15 protein-coding genes are annotated in these 15,545 nt (G+C 66.3%); 7 read left to right on the top strand and 8 right to left on the bottom strand.

The genetic code is table 11. From position 1 onward, the window contains the following. Positions 1–32: 32 nt before the first annotated feature. On the top strand, positions 33–1,421 hold the full coding sequence (locus QWL29_RS18125; protein WP_305824279.1) for an FAD-binding oxidoreductase: 1,389 nt from the start codon (positions 33–35) through the stop codon (positions 1,419–1,421). Positions 1,422–1,423: 2 nt separating this feature from the next. Here QWL29_RS18125 and QWL29_RS18130 read toward each other — a convergent pair whose 3' ends face one another. Then, the gene (locus tag QWL29_RS18130; RefSeq protein ID WP_305824280.1) at positions 1,424–2,311 is read right to left on the bottom strand and encodes an alpha/beta hydrolase; all 888 of its coding nucleotides are present in this window, start codon (positions 2,309–2,311) and stop codon (positions 1,424–1,426) included. Positions 2,312–2,458: 147 nt separating this feature from the next. Between QWL29_RS18130 and QWL29_RS18135 the strand changes: the two genes are divergently transcribed. From QWL29_RS18135 to QWL29_RS18150, 4 genes are all read left to right on the top strand, one after another. Continuing rightward, entirely contained in the window at positions 2,459–3,571 is a 1,113-nt protein-coding gene (locus QWL29_RS18135) for a sensor histidine kinase (RefSeq protein WP_305824281.1), read from the top strand. A 1-nt stretch (position 3,572) separates the two neighbouring features. After that, on the top strand, positions 3,573–4,313 hold the full coding sequence (locus QWL29_RS18140) for a LytR/AlgR family response regulator transcription factor (RefSeq protein ID WP_305824282.1): 741 nt from the start codon (positions 3,573–3,575) through the stop codon (positions 4,311–4,313). Positions 4,314–4,404: 91 nt separating this feature from the next. Beyond that, positions 4,405–5,571 carry a class C beta-lactamase gene (gene ampC / locus QWL29_RS18145; protein ID WP_305824283.1) on the top strand — a complete coding sequence of 389 codons (1,167 nt, stop codon included), beginning with the start codon at positions 4,405–4,407 and terminating at the stop codon, positions 5,569–5,571. Beyond that, positions 5,568–6,734 (top strand): acyltransferase family protein, encoded by a 1,167-nt coding sequence (locus QWL29_RS18150; protein WP_305824284.1) that lies wholly within the window; start codon positions 5,568–5,570, stop codon positions 6,732–6,734. The genes ampC and QWL29_RS18150 overlap by 4 nt, the downstream gene beginning before the upstream one ends. Before the next feature lie 23 nt (positions 6,735–6,757). On the opposite strand, the gene QWL29_RS18155 is transcribed toward QWL29_RS18150, so the two are convergent. The 5 genes from QWL29_RS18155 to QWL29_RS18175 all read right to left on the bottom strand — a co-directional run bounded on the left by QWL29_RS18155 (position 6,758) and on the right by QWL29_RS18175 (position 11,396). After that, complete coding sequence (locus QWL29_RS18155) at positions 6,758–7,072, bottom strand: amidase family protein (RefSeq protein ID WP_305824285.1); 315 nt, start codon at positions 7,070–7,072, stop codon at positions 6,758–6,760. Then, the gene (locus QWL29_RS18160; RefSeq protein WP_305824286.1) at positions 7,012–8,190 is read right to left on the bottom strand and encodes an amidase family protein; all 1,179 of its coding nucleotides are present in this window, start codon (positions 8,188–8,190) and stop codon (positions 7,012–7,014) included. Before QWL29_RS18160 ends, QWL29_RS18155 begins: the two co-directional genes overlap by 61 nt. A gap of 79 nt (positions 8,191–8,269) precedes the next feature. Then, complete coding sequence (locus QWL29_RS18165) at positions 8,270–9,967, bottom strand: methyl-accepting chemotaxis protein (protein WP_305824287.1); 1,698 nt, start codon at positions 9,965–9,967, stop codon at positions 8,270–8,272. Positions 9,968–10,234: 267 nt separating this feature from the next. Then, on the bottom strand, positions 10,235–10,765 hold the full coding sequence (locus QWL29_RS18170) for a hypothetical protein (protein ID WP_305824288.1): 531 nt from the start codon (positions 10,763–10,765) through the stop codon (positions 10,235–10,237). Positions 10,766–10,853: 88 nt separating this feature from the next. Further along, on the bottom strand, positions 10,854–11,396 hold the full coding sequence (locus QWL29_RS18175; protein WP_305824289.1) for a Rhs element Vgr protein: 543 nt from the start codon (positions 11,394–11,396) through the stop codon (positions 10,854–10,856). A 160-nt stretch (positions 11,397–11,556) separates the two neighbouring features. Between QWL29_RS18175 and QWL29_RS18180 the strand changes: the two genes are divergently transcribed. Together QWL29_RS18180 and QWL29_RS18185 are read left to right on the top strand one after the other, a co-directional pair. Continuing rightward, positions 11,557–12,048 (top strand): Hcp family type VI secretion system effector, encoded by a 492-nt coding sequence (locus tag QWL29_RS18180; RefSeq protein WP_305824290.1) that lies wholly within the window; start codon positions 11,557–11,559, stop codon positions 12,046–12,048. A 434-nt stretch (positions 12,049–12,482) separates the two neighbouring features. Next, entirely contained in the window at positions 12,483–12,677 is a 195-nt protein-coding gene (locus QWL29_RS18185) for a hypothetical protein (protein ID WP_305824291.1), read from the top strand. Positions 12,678–12,758: 81 nt separating this feature from the next. Here the strand turns inward: QWL29_RS18185 and eda are convergent, their stop codons facing one another. Further along, complete coding sequence (eda, locus tag QWL29_RS18190) at positions 12,759–13,388, bottom strand: bifunctional 4-hydroxy-2-oxoglutarate aldolase/2-dehydro-3-deoxy-phosphogluconate aldolase (protein ID WP_305824292.1); 630 nt, start codon at positions 13,386–13,388, stop codon at positions 12,759–12,761. Then, entirely contained in the window at positions 13,385–15,304 is a 1,920-nt protein-coding gene (edd, locus tag QWL29_RS18195; protein WP_305824293.1) for a phosphogluconate dehydratase, read from the bottom strand. The genes eda and edd overlap by 4 nt, the downstream gene beginning before the upstream one ends. Between the last annotated feature and the right edge of the window lie 241 nt (positions 15,305–15,545).

Below are 15,545 nucleotides of genomic sequence, written 5' to 3' on the forward strand. Positions count from 1 at the left end.
AGGTTGGTCAACGAACCGTTGCGGGGGATGCCATGAACACCGTAGGGACAAGCGAACTGCAGGAACTCCAGGCCGGCCTCAGGGGCAGCCTGCTGCTGCCGGGCGAGCCGCAGTACGCCGCCGCCCGTGCGATCTGGAACGCGATGATAGACAAGCGCCCGGCCGTGATCCTGCGCTGCGCCGGCGCGGCCGACGTGCGCGCCGGCGTCAACTTCGCGCGCGAGCACGGCCTGCCGCTGGCGGTGCGCGGCGGCGGCCACAACATCGCCGGCAGCGCGCTGGTGAACGATGGCATCGTGATCGACATGAGCGCGATGCGCTCGGTGCACATCGCGCCCGGGGAAAAGCGCGCCTGGGTCGAGGGCGGCGCCACCCTGCGCGACTTCGACCACGAGGCCCAGGCCTACGGGCTGGCGACGCCGCTCGGCATCAACTCGAGTACCGGCGTCGGCGGCCTGACGCTGGGCGGCGGCTTCGGCTGGCTGACGCGCAAGTACGGCATGACGGTCGATAACCTGGTGGCGGCCGACATCGTCGTCGCCAGCGGCGAGCGCCTGCACGTCGACGGCGCGCACCATCCCGATCTGTTCTGGGCGCTGCGCGGCGGCGGCGGCAATTTCGGCGCTGTGACGACCTTCGAGTTCGCGCTGCATCCGGTCGGCCCGACCGTGACGGCCGGCCTGATCGTGTTCCCGGGATCGCAGGCCGGGCCGGTGCTGCGGAAGTACCGCGATTATGCCGAGGCGCTTGGGCCGGACCTGTCGCTGTGGGCGGTGCTGCGCAAGGCGCCGCCGCTGCCCTTCCTGGCCGCGAGCGTGCATGGCACCGACATCGCGGCCCTGGTCTTCTTTTCGCCCCAGCCCTCGCATGAGGTCGAAAGCGCGATTGCCGATGTCCGCGCCTTTGGCGAGCCGCTGGGCGAGCACGTCGGCGCCGTGCCCTATACGGCCTGGCAGCAGGTCTTCGATCCTTTGCTGATTCCGCCGGCGCGCAATTACTGGAAGTCGCACAACTTCAATACGCTGAGCGACGCCGCGCTCGACGTGGTGACCGAGTACGCCGGCAAGCTGCCCTCCGAACACAGCGAGATTTTCCTGGGCCTGCTGGGCGGCGCGGCGAATACGCACGCACCGGAAGAGATGGCCTATCCGCACCGCGCCGCGCTGTATGCGATGAACGTGCACACGCGCTGGCTCGACCCGCAGGACGACGCCCGCTGCCTGGCCTGGGCGCGTGCATTCTTCCAGGCGGCCGCACCGCATGCCGCCGGCGGCGTGTACATCAACTTCCTCAACGAGGACGAGGTCGACCGCATCGCCGAAGCCTACGGCCCGAATTACGCGCGGCTGAAGGAGATCAAGGCGCAGTACGACCCGGACAATCTTTTCCGCAGCAACCAGAACATCCGGCCCGCGGCTTGACGCTAGCGCGCCTTGCCGAGCCAGGCGCGCAGGCCGTGCGTGAACACGAGGGGGAACACGCTGGCGTGGTCTTCGCCCGGGAAGACCTCGAGCTGGGTACGCAGGCCGCAGTAGCGCCGGCTTTTCAAGGCCGCATCGAACTCCTTCAGGTCGGCCACCATGTCGGCCTCTTCTTCCGAACGCGAACGGCGCTCCCCCGGTGCCAGCGTCTCGCGTCCGCCGATGCCGAAATACACCGACGCCGGCAGCTCGCGCCCTGCCTTGGCGTAGGCCTGCTCGCGCGCGAACAGCACGCCGCGGTCGAACCACAGCGATGGGCTGCCGAGGATGTAATGCTCGAAGGTGGCCGGCTTGGTCAGCAGGATCTCCAGCCCCAGCAGGCTGCCGTAGGAATGGCCGACAAAGGCCTTGCGCCGCATGTCGGCCCGGTACTGCGCGGCGATCAGGGGGAAGACCTCGCTGGCGATGAAGCGGCCGTAGGCGCCGGCTTCGCCGAATGCGGGCGCGCGGCCCGGCATGTCCGAGACGTAGGCTTGGGAACGTGGCGTCGAGGGCGTGTAGTCGCGGCGCCGGCTGTAGCCGGGCGTGTCGCCCTTCGCGTACGACAGGCCGACCACGATTGCCTCTTCCATGCCGGCGTGCCTGGCCAGGCGGCTGGCGATGGCGCGCGCCAGCGGGAAGGCGTAGTTGGCGTCGGTGACGAACAGCACCGGGTAGCGGCGCTGCGAACTTCCGTAGGATTCGGGCAGCGCCACCAGCAGCTGGTAGTCGCGCTTCAGGCTGGCGGAGTGGATGTCGCGCACTTCGGTGCCGTCCAGCTGGTAAGGCAGGGGTGCGGCGGCGGCGCCCAGGCACAGAAAGAAAGCCGAGGCGAGGATCAGTCGTTTCAAGGGTGCTCCTGAAGGTGTCGGTATGCTTTGAATTCTGCCGCGCCGCCTGCCGGGCGGCAGCAGCGCAGGGACGAAACCCCGGTTCCGTGTGACGGTCGGGATAGCGCCAGCGGCCCGACAATTGTTGCCACTGTTATACTTTTGTCGATGAAGGACCGCTCCCACCTTGCCCCTCTTGCCCCGGTATCCGCCACTCGCAACATCGCCATCGCGCTGCTGCTGTGGACGGCCATCAGCATGCTCGGCGCCCTGCAGACCTACAGCGACAACCTGCGCGGCGGCATCGACAGCCACTACCCGGCCCTGCTCGCCACCTGGTTCCTCGAATACGCGGTGCCGCTGATCGTGCTCAGCGCCGGCCTGTCGCTGGCGCTGTCGCGCTGGCCCGGCCTGACCGAACGGCCGCGCCATGTGTTCGCCCTCTTCCTCGGCCTGGTGCTGGTGTTCCAGCCCGCACAATGGACCTGGATGGCGTGGATGCGCGGTTACCTGGATATCGCCAGCCTCGGCGACGTCTGGCAACTGCTGCGCAAGATGCTGCTGGTCGGCTGGTTCTCGGCCAGCGGCACCTTTGCCGCCGTCCTCGCCCTGCATTACTGGCGCCGTGCGCGCGAACGCGAACTGGCCTGGCAGCGTTCACAGACCGACATGCTGCAGCTGCGCCTGGCACTTGAAGAACAGCGCATGCTGGCCCTGCGCGCCCAGCTCGAACCGCACTTCCTGTTCAACGCCCTGAACGCCATCAGCGCCCTGGTGCGCGGCGGCGACACGGCCCTGGCCCTGGGCGGCATCGGCCGCCTGAGCGAGCTGCTGCGCTATGCGCTGGCCGCGAGTACCCGCAGCAGCTCCACGGTGGCCGAGGAACTCGCTTTTGTCCGCGGCTACCTCGACCTGCAGCGCCTGCGCTATGGCGAGCGGCTGCAGGTGCTAATCGAGGGCGATGGCCCCATCCTGCACGACGCCGCCTGCCCGCCCCTGCTGCTGCAGCCGCTGATCGAGAATGCACTGCGCCACGACCTCGACTGCCGCGCCGGGCCGGGCGACATCCGCCTGACTTTCGCCCGGATCGGCAGCGACCTGGCGATCCGCGTCACCAACCCGGCCGGCCCCGGCACGCCGGCCAATCCCGGCGCCGGGTTCGGCCTGGCCAACACGCGCGAGCGGCTGCGCCTGATGCATCCGGGCGCCTCGCTGCAGGCCGGTCTGCAGGGCGAACGCTTCGTCGCCGAGGTGCGCCTGCCGCTCGCCGGGGAGGACTGACATGCCGATTCGCTACCTGATCGTCGACGACGAACTGCCCGGCCGCAGCAACCTGCGCCTGGCGATGCGTGCGTATCCGGAATGGCAACTGATGGCCGAATGCGCCAGCGCCGCAGACGCGCGCGCGGTCCTGGCAAACGGCGAGATCGACCTGGTCTTCCTCGACGTCCAGATGCCGCATGAATCGGGCCTGGTGCTGGCGCGCGAACTGGCGCGCCTGCCTGAACCGCCGCTGGTCGTCTTCGTGACCGCCCACAGTACGCATGCGGTCGAAGCCTTCGAGGTGCATGCGCTCGACTACCTGCTGAAGCCCTTGGACGATGCGCGCCTGGCCCAGGCCGTGGAACGCAGCGCTGCCCTGCTGCGCGGACGCCAGCGCGCAGCCTATGGCGCGGCCTTGCGCGACTATGCGCAGGATGGCAAACCGGACCACCTGAACGTGCGCTCGGTGGGGCGCATCGAGCGCATCGCCATCGATGACATCTGCTGGGCCGCCTCGGCCGGCAACTACGTCGAACTGCACCTGGCCGCGCGCAGCGTGCTGCACCGGATCACGCTGGGCAGCCTGGAAACCCTGCTGGCGCCAGGCGCCTTCTTGCGCGTGCACCGCAGCGCCATCGTGCGGCGCGAGCAGATCGCGCGCCTCGACAGCGGCGACGCCAGCTGGCGCCTCACGCTGCGCTGTGGCGCCGTGGTGGCAGTCAGCGAACGCTATCTGGATGCCGTGAAAGCGGCCATGTGATGAAACGCCGGCTGGGTGGGATGGCGGCCCTGTCAGCGTCTGTGTTGGCACACCTATACTGAGCCCATCCTGCACCCGACACGGAGTCACCATGCCTGTTAACCGCCTTGCCATCGCCCTCGCCTGTTCCACTATCCTTTCTGCCGGCGCCGTTGAAACCAGTACTGTGAAAGGCATCGTCGACCGCGCAGTGCAGCCGGTGATGGCGCAATACGGCGTGGCCGGCATGGCGGTGGCAGTCACGATCGACGGCCAGGCCATGTTCTTCAACTACGGCCTGGCCTCGAAGTCGCCCGCCAGGCCAGTCACCGAGCACACCCTGTTCGAGCTCGGCTCGATCAGCAAGACCTTCACGGCGACCCTGGCCACTTACGCCGAGGTGCGCGGCAAGCTGTCGCTCGACGACCATCCAGGCAAGTACCTGCCGGCGCTGGAGGGGAGCGCGCTCGACCGGGCCACCCTGCGCGAACTCGGCGCCTATACCGCAGCCGGCCTGCCCTTGCAGGTGCCGGACGAAGTGGGTAACGATGCCCGGACGCTGGCCTGGCTGCGCGCCTGGCAACCAGGCGCCGCGCCCGGCGCCGAGCGCCGCTATTCGAACCCGAGCATCGGCCTGATGGGGCGCGCCACCGCCGTGGCCTTGCAGTCCGATTTCGGCGACGCCCTGGAACGGCAAATGTTCCCGGCCTTCGGCTTGCGCCACACCCATGTGCGCATACCGCAAGCCGCGATGGCCGACTACGCCTGGGGCTATAACGCGGACAACAAGCCGGTGCGGGTAACGCCCGGCGTCTTCGATGCGGAAAGCTACGGCGTGAAGTCCAGCGCCGCCGACATGGTGCGCTACCTGCAGGCGAACATCGAGCCGGCACGCCTGGACCCGACACTGCGCCGCGCCGTCGAAGGCACGCAGGTCGGCTTCTACGAAGTGGGAGCCATGGTGCAGGGCCTGGGCTGGGAGCAGTACCGCGCGCCGTTCACCTTGCAGCGCCTGCTGGACGGGAATTCGACGCGCATCAGCCTGGAAACCAATCCCGTCACGCCGCTTGCGCCAGCCCCGGCGCCAGAGGGGACCCTGTTCAACAAGACCGGTTCGACCGGCGGCTTCGGCGCCTATGCCGCCTTCATCCCGCAGCGCCGCATCGGCATTGTCCTGCTGGCGAATAAAAACTACCCGATTCCTGCCCGCGTCACGGCCGCGTATGCGATCCTCCACCAGCTCGCATCATTCACACCCCAGGAGACGGCCAGCCGATGAGCATAGCGACCCTAGCTACCCGCGACACGCCAGCGCCGGCGCCGGCGGCCGCGGTGCCGGTCCGGCGCAGCCGCAACGCCGGCATCGACTGCCTGCGCGGCCTGGCGATCCTGCTGGTGATCGTGCACCACCTCGCCCTGCCCTTCCGCCTGCCGCTCGGCCCCAGCCTGTTGGGCGAGTGGCTGCCGAAGCGCCTGGTCGATGCCATCAGCTTCAATGGCTACGAGGCGGTGTTCGTGTTCTTCGTCATCTCCGGCTTCCTGATCGCCACGCGCATCATCGACCGCGACGGCCGCCTGGAGCGCGTCGACCTGCGCCGCTTCTATGCCGCCAGGGCCAGGCGCATCCTGCCCCTGCTTTGGCTGGTCCTCGCGGTGCTGAGCATACTCGCCTTGTCCGGCGTGCCGGGCTTTGCACCCGAGGGCGAGCAATCCACCGCCGGCCTGCTGGCGTCGGCGCTCACCTTCACCTTCAACCTGTACGAAGGCCGCACCGGCTGGGCGCCGGCAGGCTGGGACGTATTGTGGTCGCTGTCGATCGAAGAAGCCTTTTATCTCGGCTTCCCGCTGCTGTGCCTGTGGCTGCCGCGCAAGCTCCTGGTTGGCACGCTGCTGCTGTGGGCGCTGGCATTGTCGCCGCTGCGCGACCTGGTGCCGCCGCAGGACGAAGTCTGGCGCGAAAAGGCTTACCTGCCCGGCATGGCGGCGATTGCCTGGGGCGTGCTGGCGGCATTGCTGGCGCGGCGCTGGTCGCCGTCGCGAGGCCAGGCGCAGGCGATGGCCGTGTGCGGCGCGCTGTGCCTGGTGCTGGCCTTCGTGTGGGGCGACTTCACCTGGCGCCACCTGTACAAGTCCAACCTGTACTGGCTGTGCATCGGCGCCTGCCTGCTGCTGCTGGCGTTCCACGCGCACCCGCCGGCCCCACGGTGCGCCCTGGGCTGGCTGGCGCGCATGGGCGAGCTGAGTTACGAACTGTACCTGTCGCACATGTTCGTGGTGCTGGGCGTGGTGGCGGGCTACCGCGCGCTGCTGGGCGAGGAGAACGCCTGGACTTTTGTCGTGTACCTGCCGGTGCTGCTGCTGTGCCGCTTGCTGGCAGGCGCATTGGAAGGCCTGCCCGTACGCTTGCGGATCGTTGCGCCGCCAGCAGCATCCCGGAACTGAGCGGCGGCCGGCAAGCGCGCCGGCTAAGCCAGCACAGGCGCGATCCGTTCTCCGGCAATCCGCTCGACCAGCAGGGCAGCCTGCAGCACCCGCGCGTCCTGCCCCGGCGCCGCAAACACCGTGACGCCGAAAGGCAGGCCGTCCGCGTCCAGGCCGGCGGGAATGGCGATCACCGGTGCACCCGCCTTGCCGGTGCATTTGGCGGCGGCGCTCATGGGCGCCAGCAGGACGTCGGCCTTCCCTGCCCCGAGCGCGCCCGCGATACCCGCATCGATACTCAGTTCCAGATCGCGCCGGCGGTCGGCCAGGTAGGCAGGCGAGCGGATATCGGGCGCCACGCTGGCCGCTTCCAGCAGCGGCTGGCGATACGGAATGGCGTCCGGGTGCGCGCGGTTCCAGCGGATGATGTCGTCCATCGAGGCCATGCCGCAGGGGTCAGAGATTCCAGCAGTGTGTCCAGGCTGGCCTTGAATTCGCTGCGGAAGACGCAGGAACGCACCTCGGCCAGCGTGTCGGCGCCTGGCAGGTCGCAGGGGTCGACGATGACGGCGCCGGCCCGGGCCAGCGCCGCGAGCACACGCTCGAAAGCCGGTTCGCGGCTGGGAATGAGGACAGGGTCGGCAATGTGGCGGCGCGGGATGCCGATGCGCAGACCGTGCATGGGCAACGGCGCCGCCTTTACTATCGAGGCAAGCGTGGCCGTGTCGTGCATGTCGGCGCCGCCCACGACCTCCACGACCAGCGCGGCATCGTCCACCGTCACGGTGAGCGGGCCGGGCGAATCCTGGCTCGGCACCAGCGGGAACATGCCGTGCCGGCTGATGCGGCCGACCGTTGGCTTGAAGCCGACCACCGAACTGTGGACCGCCGGCGCCTGGATCGAATTCTGCGTTTCCGATCCAATCGCAAAGGCGCAGAAGCGCGCCGCCACCGCCGCGGCGGAACCGACGCTCGACCCCTGGCCGCGTCCGTAGGGCACGCCATGCGGATTGCGCACGACCCCGCCGGCGCCGCTGAAACCGGACGGCATCGTATCGGACACGAAGTCCGCGAACTCCGTCAGGTTGGTCTTGCCGAGCAGGACAGCGCCGGCTTCGCGCAGGCGCCGTACCAGCGTGGCTTCATACGGCGGCAGGAAGTAGGTCAGGGCTTGGCTGCCGGCCGATGCGTGGCTGCCGTCGCCCGTGAACACGTTGTCCTTGACCAGGTAAGGCACGCCATGCAGCGGTCCGCGCACACGCCCGGCTGCGCGCTCGGCGTCGGCGCGGCGTGCTTCGTCCAGCGCCAGCGGCGAGATACTGCGCACGGCATTGACACCATCCGGGCAGCTGTCGAATTGCGCGATGCGTTGCAGGTACCAGGTCGCGGCGTCGACGGCGGTGAGCTCGCCGGTGGCGATGGCCTGGCCGATCGCCCGTGCCGAGCCGGAAAGGAGAAGATGCGAGAATGCGGACATGTGTCGTCAAGCCATGCCGTAATCCCGCAATTGTGGGGCCGCCGGCCGCCACAAGCCAGCTATACCATCGGATAGGGGCTCAGAACTCTTCCCACTCGCCGGCAGTCTCCGGCGCCGCCGGGGCCTGCTTGCGGCCTGGCTTCGGCGCGGCCTGCTTGGTGCCCTGCACAGGCGCTGCCAGTTTCGGCTTGGCCTGTTGAACCACGGGTTGAGCCACAGGTTGCGCCACGGTTTGCGCTGCATTCGCAGCCACCTGGAACACGCTGACCATGCCTGCCAGCTGGGCGGCCTGCTCCTGCATCGACTGCGAGGCCGCTGCGGCTTCCTCGACCAGGGCGGCGTTCTGCTGGGTCACGACATCCATCTCGGCCACGGCGGTGTTGATCTGCTCGATGCCGACTTCCTGCTCGCTGCCGGCTGCGCTGATCTCGTCCATGATCTGGGTGACGCGGCGCACGCTGGCGACGATTTCCTGCATCGTCGTTCCCGCTTCGTTCACCAGCGCGCTGCCGGTGTAGACCTGTTCCACGGAATCGGTGATCAGCTGCTTGATGTCCTTGGCGGCGCTGGCCGAGCGGTGCGCCAGGTTGCGCACCTCGGTGGCGACCACGGCGAAGCCGCGGCCCTGTTCGCCGGCGCGCGCCGCTTCCACCGCCGCATTCAGCGCCAGGATGTTGGTCTGGAAGGCGATGCTGTCGATGACGCCGATGATGTCGGCGATCTTGTCCGACGACTGGCTGATCGAAGCCATGGTGTCGACCACGCGCTCGACGATCTCGCCGCCTTTTACCGCGATCTGCGACGCCGAGCCGACCAGCTGGCTGGCCTGGCGCGCATTCTCCGAGTTTTGGCGCACGGTCGAGGTCAGTTCCTCGAGCGAGGACGCGGTCTCTTCCAGGTTGGCCGCCTGCTGCTCGGTGCGGCTCGACAAATCGAGGTTGCCGGCGGCGATCTCGCCGCTGGCGGTGGCGATGGCGTCGCTGCCGCTGCGTACGCCGCGCACCGTGTCGGCCAGGCTGTCCTGCATCGTCGCCAGGCCGCGCATCAGCGCGCCCATCTCGTCCTTGCGGGTCGCATCGATGGTGTTGGTCAGCTTGCCCTCGGCGATGGCGTTGAAGTGGCCCAGGGCCTGCTTCAACGGCGTCATCACGGCGCGCAGCAGCAGCACGGTCGAGACCAGCGCCGCGAGCAGGCCGGCCACGATCGCGCCGACCGAGAACGCCATGTTGCGGTGGTAGGCCGCCTGGCTGTCGGTGTACTGGCGGGTGGCCGATTCGAGCTGGTAGGACGAGAGCTTTTCGGCGCTGTCGGTGTAGATGCGGAACAGGCGCGTGACTTCGCTCAGCATCAGGCGGTCGACTTCAGGCTGGTTCTTCTCGCGCAGCGCCTTGATGGCGGCGCGGATGCCGTCCTTGACCAGGGCCTGGCGCGCGGCGTCGACGCCGTTTGCCATCGCCTGCTCGCCGTCGTCGAATGGCAAGGCGGCGTAGCGTGCCCAGGCCTTGTCGCTGGCAGCAAGGAAACCTTCGGCGCGGGTCAGGGTATCGGCGGCATTCTCCGCGTCCGGCAGCAGCGCGACGCGGTCGATCGAAAGACGCGCGCGGTCGATCTGGATCTGGGCATCCATGATGGACTTCATGGAGACCATGGAATTTTCGTTGACGTTCTTGAGAACGGCGTTGGTGTCGTTCAGGGCCAGGATGCCGGCGGTACCGATGAAGATCATCAGGACGCTCAGCAATGCCATGGTCGCTATCAGGCGGGTTCGGATAGTCATGTCAGCAAGGTGTGAAGGTGTTTCAGGACGTTGTCTGTCGGGCAATGAGCGATTATCAAAACCGCGATGACGCAACAGGGCGTGGGTGATTCGATAACAGGCGGTGTGAATGGAATTGCCATCGGAATTATCCGGCCGATAATTCACTTGTTTTCTTTCTATTGCAGAGCGATTAAGCGGATTTGTTCCAGGCAAAACGAAACTGTCTTGAGCGCCGCTGGCATTTTCAAGTCAGGCAGATATCGGATTGACGCGGCAGGCAGCCTGTCATCGCGCCTGGCTTTGCACCGAGTGCTCAGCCGGCGGGCAGTTGCTTCGAATGCGCATCGAGGGTGCCTGTGCGCCAACCGAACCAGCTTCAGGCGCCAGGCAAAACCGGGCCAGATAGCGCAAGGGACTGCCCGCGTTCCTCGCCTTGCGTGCCTCGATCAGCGCCTGGTAGGCCGTGCCCGCTTCCAGCACCGCCGCCGGCGTCTGCGGCAGCGCCTGCACCCGTCCCGCGTACGGAATGCACATGCTGTGGGTGACCGGAAAGGTGCGCTCGCGCGGCATCGTCATTTTCCACATCGGCTTGCCGCTGCTGTCGCTGACCGTCATTGACTGGAAGTCCGGCGCACCGCCGCGTTGTTCTTCACGTGCGGAGATCGTGAAGCACGGCACGCCGTTCGCCCCAGTGCGGACCTCGGCCTCGCCGATGCGGCGCGCGGCCTGCGCCGGGGGCGCGAGCAGGACGGTCAGCAGCAGGGTCGGCAACAGCTTCATGGTGTCGGAAAACAGGAGAGCAGGAAGGGATTCCAAGCCTAGGCTGTTGCCGCAGAGCAGCATTGAGGAAACGCAATGCTGGATGGGTAGACAACGGATGGCCGGCGCCGCTATCGCCGGACGGTCAGCCGAAGCGGGCAATGCGGCCAGCCAGGCCGCAGTGCAGGTTCGCGCGGTCGCCCGGATTGGCCAGGAAGCCGGCCAGCACCCGCTCGTACAGCGCCAGCTGGCCGCCGTACTGGCGCTGGCGCATGGCGTCCGGCCGGCGCAGGAATTTCAGGACGAAGTAATCGGCCAGCAGGTCGCCCTGCGCTTCCATGTTGTAGTCGGCCAGCGTCGCGCCTTCGCGCAGTTCGTAGCTGTACTGCAGGCCCAGGCGCACGGCGCCGCGCAGGCGCACAGGGTAGCCAAGCTGGTGCTGCCAGACGTGCACCATCTCGTGCATGAACCAGTGCTGGCCGGTGATAGCCGCTTGAGAGTAGTCGTCGAGGAAGCAGGTGTGGTGAAAATACATGCTGCCGTTGGGGGTCATGCAGCAGTTCTTTGGCTGCAATGGCATGTAGCGCCGGCAATGAATACGTACCCGCCGGTAATCGATGGCATCGCGGAACAGCAGGGACGTCAGCGCGATTTCGCCTTCTGTCAGCGGACGCTTCTTGCTACGCATAGTTGAGCTGTTTTCCTGTCATACGAGAACGCGCCGTAGGTGAATTCCGATTCATCGGCGGTGCAAGGATTATAGAGGAGGACGGTTGACGGCTTCCAATCCCGCTCCGATGGAGCCGGGCCAGAATCGTGTAATTGCATAATTCATAACGGAGACGAACTTGGCTATCGACGCGTACTTGAAGATCGAAGGTATCAACGGGGAATCGGAAGACGACAAGCACAAGCAGTGGATCGAAGTAACTAACGTGATGTACGCGATTCACCAGCCAAGAGCAGAAACGGTATCGACGGCTGGAGGCTTAACCAGCGGAAGGGCTGAACTTCATCCGATCACCTTCCAGAAACTGGCGGACATCGCTAGTCCGGTGCTGCTTCAAACCTGCGTAGCAGGCAAGACGATGCCGAAGGCACTCTTCGAATTCATGCGGGCCGACAGCGACGGCAAGCCGATTCCGTACTTTAAAATCGAACTGGAAAACTTGATGATTGCGAACATCACTCCCGACAGCGGCGACGGTGGAATCATCCGTGAACGAGTGCACGTAGCGTACGCAAAGATCAAGTGGAACTATATACGCCAGAGCATCCGGGGCGGCGCGCAAGGCAATACGTCTGGCGGCTGGGATTGCAGCGCCGACAAGGTGTGCTGATCGGAGGCGATTATGTCCAAGTACGAAGGCGATCAAATGATTCTCTGCCCGCTCGACATAACAGACTTCAAGCACACTTGTGCCGTCGTCGTGTCGGGTGATGGCCCAAACTTCTGCGGCCACACGCTGCTCCACGTTGGCGATAGAGGGTATGTTCATGTCGCCGGGGGTTATAGCGTACCGAAGTTCATGCCTTCCGTGGAGCCTTTCGCATGACTCGGAGAATCCTACTTTCACTCGGAGCCGGTTTCTTGGTCTGCTGGGCTGTCTGGCTCTCGGTCATCCTGAATGCGCCCGACCTGTACGTAGAGCGCGCATTTACCATCATCTTTTATGCGTCGCTCGCTACAACCATTATTACCTTTCTCACTCTCTGGCTTTCGGAACATCTGGTGTTGAAAGTGGCAGGCCGAAGGGAAAGTTAGGACCTTTGCATGAAACGCACTTTTATTTCCCTCGGGGTCGGCTTCCTGGTGGTTGCAGTAATTTATATATCTATATTCTTCTTTGATCCGGGAATGAATATCGAAAAGGCCTTCAATATAATCGTCTTGTCGTTTATTGGCTCGACTATTCTTACCGCAATGGTGTGGAGACCACGCAACCGCCACCACCACCAAAGTAAATAACGGCCTCGGCAATGACAAAGGGGACGGCTACAAGTGCCTGTAGCCGTCCCCTCCCTTCCCGCCAGCGTGTGGCGTACCAGCTTACTGCTTGCGCAACGCCGCCGCCGCCTTGGCCAGCTCGGTAATCCGATCCCAGTCGCCATTCGCCAGCGCATCCTTCGGCGTCAGCCACGACCCACCGACGCAGGCCACGTTCTTGCAGGCCAGGAAGCTTGGCGCGGTGTCGATCGAGATGCCGCCGGTCGGGCAGAAGGTCACGTCCGGCAGCGGGCCGCCGATCGCGTTCAGCATGCCGACGCCGCCCGCCGGCACCGCCGGGAACAGCTTCAGTTGCCTGAAGCCGGCCTCGCGCGCCGCCATTACTTCCGACGGCGTCATCACGCCCGGCAGCAGCGGCAGGCCGCTCTTTTTCGCCGCTTCGATCAGCAAAGGCGTCAAACCAGGCGACACGCCGAACACGGCGCCGGCGTCGCGCGCCGCGACGAATTCTTCCGGCTGGGTCAGGGTGCCGACGCCGACGATGGCGCCTTCCACCTGCGCCATGTCGCGGATCGCCTGCAGGCCGTGCGCGGTGCGCAGGGTCACTTCCAGCACGCGGATGCCGCCGGCCACCAGGGCCTTGGCGAGGGGTACGGCGTGCGCCGGGTCGTCGATGGCGATCACGGGGATCACGCTCGCCGAGCGCATGATGTCAAGTACGGTCATGGTCATTTCTGCGTCCTAAAGAGAAAGTCTTCGTCGGAACCGGGCACGACTTCGTTGGCATCCACGCCTTCATGCAGCGGTACGGTGGTGGGAATCGGCGACGGCAGCGGGAAGGTGGCCGCGCCCTCTTCCGCCGGGCTCGAATGGCCGCGGAACATGGCGAACAGCTCGCGGCCCATGCCGATGTGGCTCTTCGACAGATCGGCCGTTGCCATGGTGCGCGCAGCCCAGACGTCCTCGGGCACCAGCGCATCGAGCGTGCCGCTGGTGGCGTCGACGCGGATGATGTCGCCGTTGCGAACCAGGCCCAGCGGGCCGCCGGCCAGGATTTCCGGCGACACGTGGATCGCCGCCGGCACCTTGCCGGAGGCGCCCGACATGCGGCCATCGGTGACCATCGCCACCTTGAAGCCGGCATCCTGCAGGTTCGACAGCGCCGGGGTCAGCGCGTGCAGTTCCGGCATGCCGTTGGCGCGCGGGCCCTGGAAGCGGATCACGGCGACGAAGTCGCGGTTCAGCTTGCCGTCCTTGTAGGCCTGCATGAACTCTTCCTGCGAGTCAAAGGTGAGCGCCGGCGCTTCCACCACGTGGTACTCGTGCTTGACCGCCGAGACCTTCATCACGGCGCGGCCGAGGTTACCCTGGACCAGCACCATGCCGCCGTTGCTGGCGAACGGGTTCGTGGCCGGGCGCAGCACGCTGTCGTCGCCGCTTTGCTGCGGCAGGTCGCGCCAGACCACCTTGCCGTCTTCACCCAGGAAGGGCTCCATGCAGTGCTTGCGCAGGCCGTGGCCGAGGATGGTGTTGACGTCCTCGTGGGCCAGGCCGGCGTCGAGCAGCTCGCGGATCACGAAGCCCGGGCCGCCGGCGGCCTGGAAGTGGTTCACGTCGGCTTCGCCGTTCGGGTAGATGCGGGTCAGCGACGGCACCACTTTCGACAGCTCGTCGAAGTCGTTCCAGTCGATCACGATGCCGGCCGCGCGCGCGATCGCCACCAGGTGCAGGGTGTGGTTGGTCGAGCCGCCGGTGGCGTGCAGGGCGACGATGGCGTTCACGATGCTCTTTTCGTCGACGATGTGCCCGATCGGCATGTAGCTGCCGCCCTGCTGCGAGATCGCTACCGCCTGGTGCGATGCCGCGGCCGTCAGCGCATCGCGCAGCGGCGTGCCCGGCGTGATGAAGGCGGCGCCCGGCAGGTGTAGGCCCATCATCTCCATCAGCATCTGGTTGCTGTTGGCGGTACCGTAGAAGGTACAGGTGCCGGCGCCGTGGTAGGAGGCCGATTCGCCTTCCAACAGTTCCTCGCGCGTGGCTTCGCCCTTGGCGTAGCGCTGGCGGATCGCCGCCTTTTCCTTGTTCGAGATCCCGGTGGTCATCGGGCCGCCCGGCACGAATACGCCCGGGATGTGGCCGAAGTGCAGCGCGCCGATCAACAGGCCCGGCACGATCTTGTCGCAGATGCCGAGGTAGAGGGCGGCGTCGAACATGTTGTGCGACAGCGCGACGGCGGTGGCCATGGCGATGGTGTCGCGCGAGAACAGCGACAGTTCCATGCCCGGCTGGCCTTGGGTGACGCCGTCGCACATGGCCGGCACGCCGCCTGCGAACTGGGCCACGGCGCCGATGTCGCGCACGGCGTCCTTGATCACCTTCGGGAAGTATTCAAAAGGCTGGTGCGCCGACAGCATGTCGTTGTACGACGAGACGATCGCCACCGACGGCTTTTTCTGCTCGCGCAGTTTCAGCTTGTCGTTGGCGGGGAAAGCGGCAAAGCCGTGGGCCAGGTTGGTGCACGACAGCGCCCCGCGCTGCACGCCCTGGACACGTGCGGCCTCGAGATGCGCCAGGTAGGCCGCGCGCGACGCGCGGCTGCGCTTGATGATCCGGTTCGTTACCTGTTCAACTACGGGGTGCAGCGCCATAATCGTTCCTTCGAAAATTTGACTCTGAAATTTTACTACAGAATTGGGTTGGGGGTATTTGGTGGGGGCTATTTCCTGGTTGCTCGGCGGTTGCATACTGCGTGGGCACGAGTGCCCACCCTACGAAAACCAGGCCGCCGGCATTTACGGCTTTGGTAGGGTGGGCTCTCGAGCCCACGCGGTACAACGTTGGCATATCGAATAACACTCGCCGGCGCGAACCCATCCATTGTGTAGTGAA

The sequence above is a fragment of the Massilia brevitalea genome (genome assembly GCF_030711405.1).
Classification (GTDB): Bacteria; Pseudomonadota; Gammaproteobacteria; order Burkholderiales; family Burkholderiaceae_D; genus Telluria; species Telluria brevitalea.